The 16,495-nt window shown below is 46.3% G+C and carries 14 protein-coding genes; 1 reads left to right on the plus strand and 13 read right to left on the minus strand.

Going from position 1 to position 16,495, the window contains the following annotated elements:
• Positions 1-116 precede the first annotated feature (116 nt).
• From pnpS to ACKTRM_RS13365, 7 genes are all read right to left on the minus strand, one after another.
• Positions 117-1,856: a two-component system histidine kinase PnpS gene (gene pnpS, locus ACKTRM_RS13335; protein ID WP_012118165.1), complete on the minus strand. Its 1,740-nt coding sequence runs from the start codon at positions 1,854-1,856 to the stop codon at positions 117-119.
• A complete protein-coding gene (locus ACKTRM_RS13340; RefSeq protein WP_003152457.1) occupies positions 1,849-2,568 on the minus strand; it encodes a response regulator transcription factor in 720 nt (239 codons plus the stop codon). Before ACKTRM_RS13340 ends, pnpS begins: the two co-directional genes overlap by 8 nt.
• Positions 2,569-2,783: 215 nt before the next feature.
• On the minus strand, positions 2,784-3,722 hold the full coding sequence (gene mdh, locus ACKTRM_RS13345) for a malate dehydrogenase (protein ID WP_003152455.1): 939 nt from the start codon (positions 3,720-3,722) through the stop codon (positions 2,784-2,786).
• Positions 3,723-3,767: 45 nt separating this feature from the next.
• Positions 3,768-5,039 carry an NADP-dependent isocitrate dehydrogenase gene (gene icd, locus ACKTRM_RS13350; protein WP_007408075.1) on the minus strand — a complete coding sequence of 424 codons (1,272 nt, stop codon included), beginning with the start codon at positions 5,037-5,039 and terminating at the stop codon, positions 3,768-3,770.
• A gap of 160 nt (positions 5,040-5,199) precedes the next feature.
• Positions 5,200-6,318 carry a citrate synthase gene (citZ, locus tag ACKTRM_RS13355; RefSeq protein ID WP_003152453.1) on the minus strand — a complete coding sequence of 373 codons (1,119 nt, stop codon included), beginning with the start codon at positions 6,316-6,318 and terminating at the stop codon, positions 5,200-5,202.
• 744 nt (positions 6,319-7,062) lie between these two features.
• Positions 7,063-7,473: a YjdF family protein gene (locus ACKTRM_RS13360; protein WP_012118166.1), complete on the minus strand. Its 411-nt coding sequence runs from the start codon at positions 7,471-7,473 to the stop codon at positions 7,063-7,065.
• Between the two features lie 419 nt (positions 7,474-7,892).
• A complete protein-coding gene (locus tag ACKTRM_RS13365; RefSeq protein ID WP_003152447.1) occupies positions 7,893-8,357 on the minus strand; it encodes a DUF441 domain-containing protein in 465 nt (154 codons plus the stop codon).
• A gap of 96 nt (positions 8,358-8,453) precedes the next feature.
• Here ACKTRM_RS13365 and ytvI point away from each other — a divergent pair, with 96 nt between their 5' ends.
• On the plus strand, positions 8,454-9,569 hold the full coding sequence (gene ytvI, locus ACKTRM_RS13370) for a sporulation integral membrane protein YtvI (protein ID WP_012118167.1): 1,116 nt from the start codon (positions 8,454-8,456) through the stop codon (positions 9,567-9,569).
• 31 nt (positions 9,570-9,600) lie between these two features.
• On the opposite strand, the gene ACKTRM_RS13375 is transcribed toward ytvI, so the two are convergent.
• The 6 genes from ACKTRM_RS13375 to ACKTRM_RS13400 all read right to left on the minus strand — a co-directional run bounded on the left by ACKTRM_RS13375 (position 9,601) and on the right by ACKTRM_RS13400 (position 16,438).
• Positions 9,601-9,984 carry an FxsA family protein gene (locus ACKTRM_RS13375; protein ID WP_012118168.1) on the minus strand — a complete coding sequence of 128 codons (384 nt, stop codon included), beginning with the start codon at positions 9,982-9,984 and terminating at the stop codon, positions 9,601-9,603.
• Positions 9,985-10,094: 110 nt separating this feature from the next.
• Positions 10,095-11,852, minus strand: a complete 1,758-nt coding sequence (gene pyk, locus ACKTRM_RS13380; protein WP_012118169.1) for a pyruvate kinase — start codon at positions 11,850-11,852, stop codon at positions 10,095-10,097.
• Between the two features lie 39 nt (positions 11,853-11,891).
• Positions 11,892-12,851 carry a 6-phosphofructokinase gene (gene pfkA / locus ACKTRM_RS13385; protein ID WP_007408068.1) on the minus strand — a complete coding sequence of 320 codons (960 nt, stop codon included), beginning with the start codon at positions 12,849-12,851 and terminating at the stop codon, positions 11,892-11,894.
• A 191-nt stretch (positions 12,852-13,042) separates the two neighbouring features.
• Positions 13,043-14,020, minus strand: a complete 978-nt coding sequence (gene accA / locus ACKTRM_RS13390) for an acetyl-CoA carboxylase carboxyl transferase subunit alpha (protein WP_012118170.1) — start codon at positions 14,018-14,020, stop codon at positions 13,043-13,045.
• On the minus strand, positions 14,005-14,877 hold the full coding sequence (accD, locus tag ACKTRM_RS13395) for an acetyl-CoA carboxylase, carboxyltransferase subunit beta (RefSeq protein WP_012118171.1): 873 nt from the start codon (positions 14,875-14,877) through the stop codon (positions 14,005-14,007). The genes accA and accD overlap by 16 nt, the downstream gene beginning before the upstream one ends.
• 328 nt (positions 14,878-15,205) lie before the next feature.
• Positions 15,206-16,438: an NAD(P)-dependent malic enzyme gene (locus tag ACKTRM_RS13400; protein WP_012118172.1), complete on the minus strand. Its 1,233-nt coding sequence runs from the start codon at positions 16,436-16,438 to the stop codon at positions 15,206-15,208.
• Between the last annotated feature and the right edge of the window lie 57 nt (positions 16,439-16,495).

Raw genomic sequence — 16,495 nt, forward strand, 5'->3', positions numbered from 1 at the left:
CAAGAAAACACGTTCCCGCCGTCAAAATTGGCTCCTTGGATGAAGGGGTTCTGTTATATCCTAACAAGATAGGTTTAACAGGTCATGAAGAAATTGTTAATCCTTTGTAAAGCTGGTCACGCTTCCGGCTGCCGCTTCAGCGTCACGGTAAATACAGTCCCCTGTCCCGGCTCGCTTGTGACCTCGATTTTACCTTCATGGGCTTCTATTAAGTGCTTCACGATGGCGAGGCCGAGCCCGGTTCCTCCCGAGTTGCGGCTTCTGTCTTTATCCACGCGGTAGAATCTCTCAAATATCCGCGGGATCTCTTCCTTCTGAATGCCGATTCCCGTATCGGACACTTTGATATCGACAACGGTTTCTTTCACATGTACCGAAATCCCCACCGTCCCTTTTTCAGGCGTGTAGGTCAGGGCATTGTTCGCCAGATTCAAAAATACCTGCTTCAGCCTGTGCGCGTCACCCGTCACAAAAATCGGCTCTTCCGGGAGATCGAGCTGAAAGCTGATGCCTTTTTCCTCAGCCTTATGCCGCAAAAGCGCTTCAATTTCATGCAGAATTTTTGCGGCGTCAAAGGACTCTACGCGCATCGTAAAGTTTTGCTGCTCCATCTTGGATAAATCCAGTAAATCCTGCACGAGAGATTGGAGCCGCTCACTTTCTTTCAGAATAATAGACAGAAAGTCTGAAAGCGCCTTTTCGTCTTTCATCGCTCCGTCTAACAGTGTTTCCGTAAAGCCTTTAATCGAGGTGATCGGTGTTTTCAGTTCATGGGAGACATTGGCGACGAAGTCCTTTCTCATCTGCTCCAATTTTTTAATTTCCGTCATATCGTGAAAGACGAGGACGATGCCCTTCCATTCATCGTCAGGGCCCATGATCGGAACGCCGTCAACTTCAAAGTAGCGCCGCTCAATGTTGATGGGAAGTCTGAGCAGCTGGCATTTTTTCGTCTCCGTCATAAAAATGTCTTCGACAAGCCGAATGATCTCCTCATGTTCAAACGCATCATGGTAAAGGCGCCGAAGCAGACGTTCAGGCTTTGTATGAAACTGCTTCGTGTATGACCGGTTCACGAGATTGATAAAACCTCTCCCGTCTATTAAAATCAAACCGGATCCGATATTTTCAATGACGGTTAACAGACGATCGCGCTGCATATCCTGCGTTCTCGTCATTTCCATTAAATCGACCGCCAGACTGTTCATCGCACGCCCGAGACGGTCCGACCGCCTTGCGTAACCGCTGTAGGAGCGGGCGTCATAATTCCCCTTGGACAGCTCCGTCGCCACTTTTGTCGCGGCGTCGATTGATTTTTTGTAACGGGACGTCATGTTTGTATAAAAGAAAACGATAATGATAAAAGCGGTACAAAGACTTGCTGCCAGCATGCCCCACATTTCTCCGGTAACGCTTGAACCGCCGTTGATCTCAGAGGAAACGAGTACATACCCCGCAATTTTCCCGGCGTCATTTTTTACGGCAGTGCCGCGGATGACTTTGCTTTTCGACTGTACGGCTTCCTCGCTTTTATTGTGAGAAATGAACTCCTTTACGGCTGAATCATCAGCACGACTGCCGGAATGATATACGGCGTCACCCTTCTCGTTGAGCACGGCGACGTTTATACCGAGGGTGCGGCCGGCGTCACGAATCACCGTTTCATTGCTTTTATTGCCGATTCGGCCGGTGTCAAGAAGGCCCGCTATGTATACCGATTCCTTTTTCAGCTGATCCGCCGTTCTTTCTTCAGCGGATGAAGAAATAAGATGCTGTAAAAAAAGGCCGAGAACACTGAAAACCAATATGATACATACAACGAGTAAAGCGAACAGACGCACACGGACTTTATTCATTCATTTTTGGCTCCTCCAGTTTATACCCCAAACCTCTGATTGTTTTAATATAGATGGGTTTTTTGGTATTTGATTCGATTTTGTCGCGCAGATGGCTGATATGAACGTCAACAATCCGGGTATCCCCGGCAAAATCATAGTTCCAGACCGCGCTCAGCAGAAGATCTCTCGTCAGCACTCTTCCCTTATGTTTTCCCAAATACAGAAGCAGTTCAAATTCTTTAGGCGTCAATTCCAGCTGTTCTGACTTGAAGTACGCTTCGTAATGCTCCGGAAGAATTTTCAGCTCGCCGATGAGGATCTGCCCGTCCTTTTCCTCTTCTCTGCCTTGTGACAGCGAAGAAATGTCAGCCCTTCTTAAAATGGCTTTCACCCGCGCAGTGACTTCCCGCGGACTGAACGGCTTTGTCATGTAATCATCCGCTCCGAGCTCCAGTCCCAGCACTTTATCAAACTCCTCATCTTTTGCTGTCAGCATCAAGATTGGAACCATCATTTTCTGCTGTCTGAGCTGCTTACAGACGTCGATTCCGTCCACTTTTGGCAGCATGACATCCAGTACGATTAAATCCGGGTTTTCATTCTCTGCCAGCTCCAGAGCCTCTTCACCGTCTGATGCGGTAATGACATCATAGCCGGACCGTTCCAGATTATACTGTAAAAGAGTAACGATAGATTGTTCATCATCTACAACTAAAATTTTTTTGTTCATGCTGCGCCCTCCGCTGTCTATTTTCCCCGACATCCAATTTTCTCTATTTTATGTGCTGCATATCACTTTATGATTTCATTTTATCCAATACTGCCCGTTCAGACAATTCGCCTTTTTGATCATTTTCAGAGAAAGGATCGCTCAGGGAAAAAGAAAACGCTTTCATTAATTGTAAAAAGAGGAAGGCTTCTGATTCGGAAGCCTTCCCTTTTTTCTTATGACAATACTTTCATCACATTTTTGACAGATTCAACTGATTTACTCAGCTGCGCTTTTTCATAGTCTGTCAGTTCAAGCTCGATGATTTGCTCTAGGCCGTTTCCTCCGATAATCGTCGGTACGCCTAAGTAAATGCCTTCATGACCGTATTCGCCTTCTAAGTAAGCGATGGTCGGAAGCACGCGGCGCTGATCTTTCAAAATGGCTTCTACCATTTCAGTCAGTGATGCAGCAGGCGCGTAGTAGGCGCTTCCGTTGCCGAGAAGGTTGACGATTTCCCCGCCGCCTTTTCTTGTACGTTCTACAATCGCATCAAGACGGTCTTTCGGGATAAGCGTTTCAAGCGGAATGCCGCCCGCATAGGAATAACGGACGAGAGGAACCATGTCGTCACCGTGTCCGCCAAGAACAAAACCGGTCACATCTTTTACAGACAGGTTTAATTCTTCAGCGACGAATGTTCTGAATCGCGCAGTGTCAAGCACTCCGGATTGTCCGATGACGCGTTCTTTCGGGAAGCCTGATTCTTTGTACACCGCATATGTCATCGCATCAACAGGGTTTGTCAATACAACGATAATGCAGTCAGGAGAATATTTCACGATCTCACGTGTGACGCTTCTCATGATTTTTTCGTTTGTAGATACGAGATCATCACGGCTCATGCCCGGTTTTCTCGCAATTCCGGCTGTGATGACGACGATATCAGAACCGGCTGTGTCCTCGTAGTTGGACGTGCCTGTGATTTTCGCGTCAAATCCTTGAACCGGACTTGCTTCGAGCATGTCTAGCGCTTTTCCTTTTGTCGGGTTTTCTAATTGCGGAATATCAACGAGCACAACGTCCGCAAGCTCTTTTTGAGCTGTCAGAAAGGCTGTTGTCGCTCCCGTAAATCCTGCTCCGATAACAGAAACTTTACTGCGTGTTTTTCCCATGATTCTCTTCTCCTTTTTTGGCTTCATTAGAAGTCTGCTTTAGGTTCAGTCCATGTTTTTAATTAGCTCTTCACCAAACTCTGAACATTTCACTTCAGTTGCGCCGTCCATTAATCTAGCAAAATCGTACGTTACTACTTTTGAAGCAATCGTTTTTTCCATAGATTTAATGATCAAGTCAGCAGCCTCATTCCAGTTCAGGTGTTCAAGAAGAAGCACTCCTGAAAGGATGACGGATGACGGGTTGACTTTGTCAAGGCCGGCATATTTAGGAGCCGTTCCGTGAGTCGCTTCGAAAATCGCATGCCCTGTTTCATAGTTGATGTTCGCTCCCGGCGCGATTCCGATTCCGCCTACCTGAGCGGCAAGCGCATCAGAGATATAGTCTCCGTTTAAGTTCATTGTCGCCACGACGTCGAATTCGCTCGGACGGGTTAAGATCTGCTGAAGGAAAATATCAGCGATGCTGTCTTTGACGATGATTTTTCCTGCCGCTTCCGCATCGCTCTGCGCTTTATCAGCCGCTTCTTTTCCGTCTTTTTCGACAATGCGGTCATATTCAGCCCAAGTGAATACTTTATCTCCGTATTCTCTTTCGGCAAGCTCGTAGCCCCAGTTTTTAAATGCCCCTTCAGTGAACTTCATGATGTTTCCTTTGTGGACAAGCGTGACAGACTTACGGCCGTTTTCGATCGCATACTCAATGGCAGCTCTGACTAAGCGGCTTGTGCCTTCTTCAGAAACAGGTTTGATGCCGATTCCTGACGTTTCAGGGAAACGGATTTTGTTAACACCCATTTCATTTTGCAGGAAGCTGATCAGCTTTTCAACCTCTTCAGAACCTTTCGCATACTCAATTCCGGCGTAAATATCTTCCGTATTCTCGCGGAAAATGACCATATCCGTATCTTCAGGTCGTTTGACCGGAGAAGGCACTCCCGTGAAATATCTGACAGGGCGCAGGCACGTAAACAAATCAAGCTCCTGTCTCAGCGCCACGTTCAGAGAACGGATACCGCCGCCGACCGGTGTCGTCAGAGGACCTTTGATGGCGATGAAGTACTCTCTGATGTCTTCCAGCGTTTCGGCAGGAAGCCACTCACCTGTTTTATTATAAGCCTTTTCACCGGCATAAACTTCTTTCCACGTGATTTTTTTCTCGCCTTTATATGCTTTTTCAACAGCGGCTTCCAATACTTTAGAAGCGGCGTTCCAAATATCAGGGCCTGTGCCGTCGCCTTCAATAAACGGGATAATCGGATTATTTGGTACGTTTAATACTCCATTAGAGACTGTAATTTTTTCACCTTGTGACACAATATTACCTCCCAGTATGTAATTCATATTTAGAAAACATTTTATTTTTCTTGTATAGAAAATAAAATGACTTTTCTCAAGATTCTATCAAAATTGTAAACCAATCCGGGCTTGATTAACAAGAGGCTAACGACATGAAAATCACCAGCCTCCCGTTTGATCAGGCTCTTTCATCAATCGGAACAAAAGTCTGCTTATCCGGACCCGTGTAATCAGCGCGCGGGCGGATGAGGCGGTTGTTATCGTACTGTTCAAGAATATGGGCGATCCATCCTGACATTCTGCTGACCGCAAAGATCGGCGTGAACAGATCGTGATCAATGCCGAGACTGTGGTATACAGATGCGGAATAGAAATCAACGTTAGGCGGGAGTTTTTTCTCCGACGTTACGATTTCTTCGACACGGATTGACATCTCGTACCATTTGCTTTCACCCGTCAGATTCGTCAGGCGTTTGCTCATTTCTTTTAAGTGTTTGGCGCGCGGGTCTCCATGCTTATACACACGGTGTCCGAAGCCCATTACTTTTTCCTTTTTCTCCATTTTGCTGCGGATATAAGGCTCGGCATTTTCCACTTCGCCGATTTCTGTCAGCATTTTCATGACGGCTTCATTGGCTCCGCCGTGAAGCGGTCCTTTTAAAGCGCCGATGGCGGCAGTGATGCCTGAGTAAATATCAGATAAGGTGGCGACACATACTCTCGCCGTAAATGTTGATGCGTTCAGCTCATGATCCGCATGAAGAATGAGCGCTTTGTTAAACGCTTCCACTTCGATCGGAGAAGGCTCTTCACCGTTTAAGGTGTAAAGGAAGTTCTCCGCGATTCCGTACTCTTCCTTCGGTTCAACAGGATCAAGTCCTTTGCGGATTCTTGAGAAAGCGGCGACAATGCCCGGCACTTTCGCCTGCAGACGGATGGCTTTTCTGTAGTTCGCTTCCGGATTCATAACATCGGCTTCACTGTCAGTCAGACCGAGTAATGAAATCGCCGTCCGGAGCGCAGCCATTGGATGTACGTTATTGAGGGGATAGGATTTGAAGTGCTCAATGATTTCTTGTGGAACGGCAGCTTCTTTCGCAAGCTGTTTTTTCAGTTCAGCAAGTTCCGTTTTATTCGGCAGGCGCAGATGCCACAGCAAATAAATGATTTCTTCAAAACTTGCATTCTCTGTCAAGTCGTCAATATCGTACCCTACATATGTAAGGGTATCGTCGATAATAGAGCTTACAGATGATGTTGTTGCTACAACCCCTTCAAGACCGCGTGTTGCTGTCATATTCAACCTCTCCTTTTCAATCAAAATTCCCCTTTAAAGAGTATATAAAACATACGGCTTACTTAAAATGAGTCATGCAAACAATCCCTTTCCCCTTTAAGAAAATGCTTACATTTCACTGGTTGCGGTTACATAACCGATATGCTTATAGAGGAACATAACAAATTCTTATAAGCTTATTTAAGTTTAAGCCTATTCTTATTATAAACAATAATCTGATTAATTTGTAGACTTTTAACTAAAAATGTTTTAAAAGCCCTATATATCAAGGTTTTGCGTTGATAAATTTAATCGCTTGCTTTCAGGCGCTTTGTAAAACCATGTATTCTCATGTTTTCATTTGGGGGAGCATTTGGAGGAGACTTTAAAAAGACAGGCGCGACAACTTCACAGCAAATTTAACCCCCCTTCTTTACCGGAGAAGGGGGTTATTTTGTTTACTCGACTGAATCAATGTTCGGATCAGCTTCAGAAATCCAGGTCTTGGTTTTAGTTGGCTCCACGCACATGGACTGGAATCGTTTGACTGCATTTGCTGTTTTCGGGCTGTAAATATCCTCATCAAACCGTTCATCAATTGAAACTGACTCATTTACTGATGGAAGTGATTTTAAATAAATGGCAGAAAAACCCTCCTCATCTCGAGAAGGGCTCTGACTTATACTTTTTTTTTCTAAATCAGTCCGAAGAAACTAACTGATGCCGCTCAACTTTTCAATCGAAGGGCTTCATCGGGCTCTCCAACTATTTTCCCCTATGCTTTTCTTTTGCTTTTTGTTTTCTGATTAAATATTTTTGTTCCTTTATTTTTTCTCTTTGTTTTCTATTCAGTTGTTTTTTCTTTTCTTTTCTTGCTTCAAGCTCCTGTTTTATCGCTTTTTGTGCCTTAGTTGATATCCCGATATTTTTCATTTCTTTAGAAGCTTGCCGCTGCAATCTTTTTGGGTTTAATTTCTTAGATTTTACTTTAACACAAACCCCTTCTTGTTCAGTGCGGGAGAGAGTCTGTAAAAGTTGATTATTAACAAAATGCATTATTTCTGAATCCTTTGGCTCTTGTCCAAACAAATGACGAATTGCTCTTAATTTCCCGTCATTCACAACTTCAATGACTCCTACCCAAAACTGACCATCGTAGTAAACCGTTAATTTCATAACGATTCCCTCCTCCTAAATTTACTGAAGAATGATGGACATCCCGAGGAGGGGAAGGTTACTGACATTTTAAATCATGCATCCGGACTACCAACCGAATTGTGTTTTTTCATTCTCATTATAAATTTAACAAACTTTCAAATTGAAGGAAAGGGTCTCCGCTTATTTTAACAACACTTCAAGTTTTGCTTTGGTATCAGCGCATAAATTCCATCAGTTTTTAATCCATTCATCAATTGAAATTACTGCAATCGCTGTTTTCGCTCCATGTGCGCCGTCAATCCCGAAGTTCTTTGTTACATGGTAAGCCGCTTCATTCATCGGAATAATGCAAATGGCATTTGTCTGAACTACAAAATGCGAAGGTGCAAACTCTAATTTTCTCCATAAAAAAAGCAGCTTTACGCCGCTTTTTTACTTTACGAAGTGAATATTTTAACGATTTGCATGGCCAAGTAGGCGATTCCGGCGCCGATTAACGGGCCGACGGCGACGCCTCCGAAAAGCGCGACGGCAAGTATCGTGCCGATGACCAGCGCCGTTGTAATATGAGGGTCGTTTTCCAATAAGGTGAGACCGTTTTTGGCGATTAAGGCAACCGCGATCCCGGCACCGAGAGCGATCCACGCATAATATGATTTCATCGCTTCTCCGAGCTGTTTAAAACCGATATCACCTGTGGCAATCGGCACTAAAACGGCGATTGTAATGACGGTGACTCCCCAGTTGATGCCTTTTGATTGAATAACCGGAAATAGTTTCTGATCAAGACCGACAGCTTTTATCACAATGAGAAAGCCGACGGCAAAAAGCAATGACTGATTTTTGGCTACCAATGCGATGGCCAGCAATAATAGTAAAAATAAATTCGCCTGTGTAAACATCCTGAAAGCACCCTCTTTCATCATATCTGTATTCATATCCTTTTTTTTGACGAATAAACTAATGTAATAGGACGTGCCATCGAGAGGAGGATCGATGTGAACCCGCACTATGCAACTGTTTTTTTCCGCGCGCTGTTTGTACTCGCTGCGGCCGGCGGCGCTTTAGCGGCCGGTTACGCCTCATTTCCGTTAACTTATCCGTTTCTGATCGCCCTTATTCTGTCATCAGCGATCATTCCCGTTGTTGACTGGCTGGACAAACTGACGGGGATGCCCCGGTCAGTCAATACAGTCATTGTCTTGGTCTTCTTTTTGCTTATTCTTCTCGGCGCGGCGACATTTCTCGTTGCGGAAATCATTTCGGGAACCGCCTATCTGGCCAAAACGCTCCCTCCCCATATCAGCGCCTTTATGACGTATTGCGAAGAGCTGTTCACTTCCCGCATTCAGCCATTGTACCACGAGCTGACCGTCCTATTTAACGGACTGGAAACCAATCAGCAGGCATCCATCGTGACGCATATTCAGACCCTCGGTGATACAGCCGCTAAAAATGCGGGGCTGATGCTTTCACATCTTTTGGAGCTGGTGCCGAAATGGATTGCCTTCCTTCCCAATACAGCTGCCGTCTTCATTTTCGCAATGCTGGCGACTTTTTTTATGACAAAGGACTGGCATAAGCTGAAGGCGCTGCTTTATTCCATTCTTCCGGAACGGGTTTCGGCAAACGCCAAGGCCGTATCGGGAGAGCTGAAAAAAGCGATGGCAGGTTTCATTAAGGCGCAGGCCGTGCTCATACTTTTCACGATGATTATTGTCTTTATCGGACTTTTTCTTTTAGGGATTGAGCATGCGGCAACCATCGCCTTTTTTATCGGCCTGGTGGACCTGCTCCCGTATCTCGGCGCCGGGTCGGTCTTTGTTCCCTGGATTATGTATTTAGCCATTGCCGGTCAGCTTCCTCAAGCGATCGGTCTCGGTGTTTTATATATTGTGGTTCTCATTCAGCGCCAGCTGACGGAGCCGAAAATTTTAAGCAAGTCAATCGGACTTGATCCGCTTGCGACCTTAATCGCCCTGTTTGCCGGTTTTAAACTGTTCGGAATTTTAGGACTGGCTGCGGGGCCCGCGCTGCTCGTTTTCATTCAGGCCTTTATCACAACGGGCGCTTTAAAAGAAATATGGGCCTATATTACTGTTCAATCCAAATAAAAACAGCAGCCCTGTAAGAAGGCTGCCGTTTTTATTTGATAATGATCCGCTTGTTTTTTGACATTCCTCTCAGCCATTTGAACAAAAGCGGCTTCATGCGGTTCCGAGTGAACGGAATCAGAAGACAGGCCCCTGCAATATCGGACAGAAAACCCGGAAGCATCAAAAGCAGGCCTCCGAAAAAGACGCATATTCCGTCAAGAAGCGCTTCCCCCGGCATTTTGCCGTGCTGCAGGTCGCGCATCACCCGATGATACACATCGGTTCCCTGTCTTTTTGCCACCAAGGCGCCTAACACGCCTGTCAAAATGATGAGAAGGAAGGTCGGAAAAATACCGAGCCATTTTCCCGCCAGCAGAAACAAACCGATTTCAATTGCCGGACACACGATAAACAGTAAGAATAACACTCTCATTTTTCTGCCCTCCTGCCCTTCTAAAAGCGCGTCACCGCCCGCATGGGAATAGGAAAATCAGCCTAAAGACAAAAGAGAAGGGAGAACCCCCCTCTCTTTTTTAAAGCTGTTTAAAGAACGCTTGCGCGGCCTTCATACACAGCGCCGCGGGCAGCGTCAACTGTGATAACCTGTCCTTCTGTTAAAACTGAAGTTGCGTTCTCCAGACCGACGATAACCGGAATGCCCAAGCTTAAACCGACAACGGCTGCATGGCTTGTCAGACCGCCTTCTTCAGTGATGAGCGCTGATGCTTTTTCAAGTGAAGCGATCATGTCGCGGTCAGTGCTTGAGGCAACCAATACCGCGCCGTCTGTCATTTTTTGTTCAGCTTCTTTCGCATTTTTTGCAACAACGACCGGACCGAATGCAGATTTGCGCCCGATGCCTTGCCCTTTCGCGATAATGCTGCCGACAGTGTGGACTTTCATCAGATTTGTCGTGCCTGATTCACCGACAGAACCTGCTGTAATGACAATCAGATCACCGCGTTTCACGATGCCGCTGTCAAGTGATTTTTGAACCGCGTCTTCAAGCATTTCATCGGTTGAATTCGCGTTTTGGCCGCTTGACGGGAATACACCGAATACAAGGCCGAGTTTGCGTGACACAGACTCATTAACCGTAACGGCTACAATCGGAGCCTGCGGACGGTATTTCGCGATCATACGCGCCGTATGGCCGCTTTCTGTAGGCGTAACGATAGCTGCCGCACTCAGATTGATCGCCGTGTGCGCAACTGATTGGCCGATCGCATCGGTAATCGTCATGCCGACCTGATCTCTGCGTTTAGACAGAATTTCTTTGTAGTTCAGAGATTCTTCCGTGCGTGTGGCGATGTTAAACATTGTTTGAACCGCCTCGACAGGATATTGTCCCGCAGCCGTCTCACCGGAAAGCATGATAGCATCTGTGCCGTCGAAAATGGCGTTGGCAACGTCACTTGCTTCAGCGCGTGTCGGACGAGGGTTGCGCTGCATGCTGTCAAGCATTTGTGTCGCAGTAATAACCGGTTTGCCGAGCGCGTTGCATTTTTTGATCATTTCTTTTTGCACGAGCGGCACTTCTTCGGCCGGAATCTCTACGCCGAGGTCTCCGCGCGCTACCATTAAGCCGTCAGATACTTCCAGGATCGCATCCAGGTTGTCCACGCCTTCCTGGTTCTCGATCTTAGGAATGATTTGAATGTCAGACGCGTTATGCTCTTCAAGCAGTTCGCGGATTTCCAGGACATCCGTAGAACGGCGTACAAATGACGCAGCGATGAAATCAACGCCTTGCTCGATACCGAATACGATGTCTTTGGCGTCTTTTTCAGTAATTCCGGGAAGGTTGACGCTGACGCCGGGAACGTTTACGCCTTTTTTATTTTTCAGCGTGCCGCTGTTTAAGATTTTTGTTTTGATTTCGTGTTTTTCCGGATTTGATTCTAGCACTTCCAATCCGATTAAACCGTCATCCAACAGGATGATAGACCCTGCTGACACGTCGTCTGCCAGGCCTTCATAAGAAACTGAGAATTTTCCAAGTGTTCCCAGCACCTGTTTCGTAGAAACGATAATTTCATTTCCCGCCTGAAGCTCAAGCGCGCCGTTTTCCATATCGTGCGTGCGGATTTCCGGACCTTTCGTATCGAGGAGAATCCCCACGTTTTTGCCGAGCTTTTTGCTTGCTTCTCTGATGTTTTTGATTCTTGCGCCGTGCTCTTCGAAATCACCGTGTGAAAAATTCAGACGAGCAACGTTCATACCCGCTTCCATCAATTTTGTCAGCATTTCTACACTTTCACTGGCCGGACCGATTGTACAAACGATTTTTGTTTTTTTCAACTCGTTCACTTCCTTCTGAAATCTTCAGCTTCTTCCGCCTTAAATAGACAGTTCTTTTGAAAGCTGATACATGTTTGGTTCAACAGTATGTTTTGATTCTAAAATTTCTATAATATCATGGTCTACAAGCTTGTTGTTTTGTATACCTACGCAGCGTCCGCCTTTTCCTTTAAGCAGAAGCTCAACCGCGTAAGCGCCGAGGCGGCTTGCAAGAACCCGGTCAGAAGCGCTTGGAGATCCGCCGCGCTGGATGTGCCCTAAAACGGATACCCGTGTTTCAAGGTTCGTTTCTTCTTCGATGCGTTTTCCGAATTCAACCCCGCTGCCTACCCCTTCTGCAACGATGATGATACTGTGTTTTTTGCCGCGGTCGTGCCCTCTCTTCAAACGGCCGATAATTTCCTGCATATCGTAGTCCGCTTCAGGAATTAAAATTGATTCCGCTCCGCCTGCAAGACCTGCCCATAAAGCAATGTCGCCCGCATGGCGCCCCATCACTTCAATAACGTATGTACGCTCATGAGACGTAGCGGTGTCACGGATTTTATCAATCGCATCAATTACGGTGTTTAACGCCGTATCAAATCCGATCGTAAAATCAGTTCCCGGGATGTCATTATCTATCGTACCCGGTACACCTACACACGGAAACCCGTGTTCCGTTAATTTTTTCGCACCCATGTATGAACCGTCTCCGCCGATGACGACAAGACCTTCAATGCCGAGTTTCTTTAAATTTTCGATTCCTTTTTCACGGCCTTCAACTGTTTTGAATTCAGGACATCTGGCCGTATACAGCTTTGTTCCGCCGCGGTGGATGATGTCACCGACCGAACCAAGCTCCAGTTTCTCTATTTTTCCGCTGATTAATCCTGAATAACCGTTATAAATTCCGTACACTTCGACGTCGTGGTAGATAGCTTTCCGCACAACCGCGCGCACCGCAGCGTTCATACCCGGGGAATCCCCGCCGCTCGTTAAAACTCCTATACGCTTCATTTCCTATTCACCTCAGCAACATATATATGTTAAACATATCATGATCATTGCCCTAAAACAATGAAAAGGGACGCCTGAGCTCCCATGAAACCTTACCTATTATACAATTAAATAAATTGTTTTTAAATAAAATTTAAGGAATATCACAAAAATCACAAAAAATAAACGTGAGCCATAGGCTTCACGTCTATTCAGTTTACCCCGATATATTGATCCTCAACCGAAACTTTCCCGATTGCTTTATATTTTTCATATCGCTGTGAGATCAATTCTTCGGCGTTCAATTGAAGAAGAGATTTTAACGTTTCTTTAAGAATACCGTCAATGTAGCCCGCCTGCTGCTTGATATCATGGTGAGCTCCGCCCTTCACTTCTTTAATCATATCGTCAATAATTCCTAATTCTAATAAATCGGGCGCAGTAATCTTCATGGATTCGGCCGCTTTTTTCGCAAGGCTGGAGTCTTTCCACAAAATGGATGCGGCTCCTTCAGGAGAAATAACGGAATACGTCGAGTTCTCAAGCATCAGCATGCGGTTGCCCACACCTAATGCAAGCGCGCCTCCGCTGCCGCCTTCCCCGATGACGATACAAACGACAGGCACTGTCAGGCCGGCCATCTCGAACAGGTTCTTGGCGATGGCTTCACTTTGTCCCCGTTCCTCCGCCGCTTTACCCGGGTACGCTCCCTTCGTGTCGATGAAGCAGATAATCGGGCGGTTGAACTTATCCGCCTGCTTCATGAGACGAAGCGCTTTGCGGTAGCCCTCAGGGTGAGGCATCCCGAAATTGCGGACAAGGTTTTCTTTCGTGTCTTTTCCGCGCTGATGTCCGATAACGGTGACCGGCATGCCGTGATATTTGGCGACTCCGCCGACAATCGCCGCATCATCTCCGTATGTTCTGTCTCCGTGGCACTCAAAAAAGTCGGTAAACAGGTATTGAATGTAATCAAGCGTCGTCGGCCGGTCGGGAAGGCGTGCGATCTGCACTCTGTCCCACGGCTTCAGGTTTTTATAAATCTCATCCTGAAGCTTGCTGAGCCGTTCTTCAAGCCTTGCGATTTCAGCGCTTAAATCCATCTCCGAATCTTGGGTGAATTTTTTCAGTTCGGCGATTTTCGTCTGCAGTTCAATCACTGGTTTTTCAAATTCTAATCTTGCAGCCACTCATACTCACCTCCTGTTTGGTGCATGTCCAGCAGAAATGCGAGTTTGTCTTTCATGTCGTTTCGGTGAATCACCGCATCAAGCTGGCCGTGCTTTAATAAAAATTCCGCCGTCTGGAAATCTTCCGGCAGTTTTTCCCCGATTGTCTGTTCAATAATACGTCTTCCGGCAAATCCGATCAAGGTGCCCGGTTCAGCAAAATTATAATCACCGAGAGACGCGAAACTGGCTGATACACCGCCTGTCGTCGGATGGGTCATGACAGAAATAATCAATCCCTGCTCCTCACTGAACAGTTTTAATGCAGAGCTTGTCTTTGCCATTTGCATAAGACTTAAGACCCCCTCCTGCATACGTGCTCCGCCGGAAGCGGTAAAGATGATAAACGGGACTTTTTCCTCTTTTGCTTTTTCAATTGCAAGCGTGATTTTTTCGCCGACAACCGAACCCATGCTGCCCATTCGGAATGTTGAATCCATGATCGCGATCACGGCCGGGAATCCGCTGATGGTTCCTTTTCCGGTAACCACCGCTTCATTCAGCGATGTTTTCTCACGGTCTTTTTCGATTTTTTCTAAGTATTCCGGGAAACCGAGCGGGTTTTCAGATATCATTCCCTGGTTGAATTCTTCGAATGAATCTTCATCCAGGAGGCTTTCAATGCGCTGCTTTGCATTCATCGGGAAATGGTGCCCGCAGTTCATGCAGACGCGCAGGTTTTTATCTAACTCTTTTGTGAGCATGATTTTTTTACATTTGGGGCACTTTGTCATAATGCCTTCCGGAACATCATGTTTTGCCTGCTCAGACGGCACGGAAGCATATTTTTTCTTTTTTGTGAATATATCCTTTAACAAATGATTACCTCCCTTTTGTGAAGGGTTCTCTTCACTGCATGTCTTCCGATTAGATAGACTTAATAATAACTTTACCGAAACTATTGTACTTTTTTTGTCAAACGGTGTCATCCTCCATTCGACATTTTTTGCTTCAAAACAGACGGAAACGGACGGATTTCATACCGTAAAAAGCGTTGTTCAGCCTTATCTGTCAGCGTTTTCAAAAGAAATAAGGATTCTGCTGAAATTTTTTTAAGACCTGCCCTTAAAAAAATGCCAGCAGTCCGTATATTGAACAGCAGCGCGTTGTTTTTTTCCAACGCGCTGCCATTTCATTTTTGTGTTATTATTCGCCGATGACCGTGAGCTGTCTTGTTTTTTCAGCCACTTCCTCAGGATCGACCGTAATTCTGGCGACGCCCGTTTCCATCGCTGCTTTCGCAACAGCTTTCGCAACGGCAGGAGCCACACGTTTGTCAAATGGAGCCGGGATGACATAATCAGCGCTTAATTCTTCCTCTGTAACAAGGGAAGCAATCGCTTCAACCGCAGCAATTTTCATTTCTTCGTTGATGTGAGTCGCGCGAACGTCAAGCGCTCCGCGGAAAATTCCAGGGAATGCCAGGACGTTGTTGACCTGGTTCGGGAAATCAGAACGGCCTGTTCCGATTACGCTTGCGCCGGCTGCGCGCGCGTCTTCAGGCATGATTTCCGGATTCGGGTTGGCCATTGCGAAGATAATCGGATCTTTCGCCATGCTTTCCACCATTTCTTTCGTCAGCGCGCCTTCGACTGATACGCCGATAAAGACGTCTGCATCTTTAATGACATCCTGCAGCGAACCGTCGTTGCGGTCTTGGTTTGTAAACTTCGCCACTTCGTTTTTCACTGCGTTCATGCCGGCCGGACGCCCTTCGTAAATCGCCCCTTTAGAGTCGCACATTACGATGTCGCGTACGCCGAAATGGTAAAGAAGCTTGATGATCGCGATGCCTGCCGCTCCCGCTCCGTTTGCCACAACTTTAATGGATGACATGGATTTACCTGATAATTTCAGCGCGTTTACAAGTCCGGCAACGGTTACAATGGCAGTGCCGTGCTGATCATCGTGGAAAACCGGAATGTTTGTTTCTTTTTTCAGGCGCTCTTCGATAATGAAGCAGTTCGGCGCCGCAATATCTTCAAGGTTGACACCGCCGAATGTCGGTGCAAGCAGCTTTACAGTGTCAATGATTTTGTCCACATCGTTTGTGTCAAGCGCGATCGGGAATGCATCCACGCCCGCGAAACTTTTGAACAGCACCGCTTTCCCTTCCATGACCGGAAGTGAAGCTTCAGGCCCGATATTACCGAGACCGAGAACGGCTGATCCGTCTGTTACGACTGCTACCATGTTCCCCTTCATTGTATAATCATATACTTTGTTTTTATCGTCATAAATCTCTTTACAAGGCTCAGCTACTCCGGGAGAGTAGGCAAGGCTTAAGTCATCTGCATTTCTGACTTCTACCTTTGCTTTTGATTCCAGCTTTCCTTGATTTACTTTGTGTAAATGTAACGCTTCTTCTCTTAATGACATTCTAAACACTCCTTTTAAGTACTTTGTTACATATTCTGCCGCATAGACTGGTACAAT

The sequence above is a fragment of the Bacillus sp. D7-8 genome (assembly GCF_052055895.1).
Lineage (GTDB): Bacteria > Bacillota > Bacilli > Bacillales > Bacillaceae > Bacillus > Bacillus velezensis.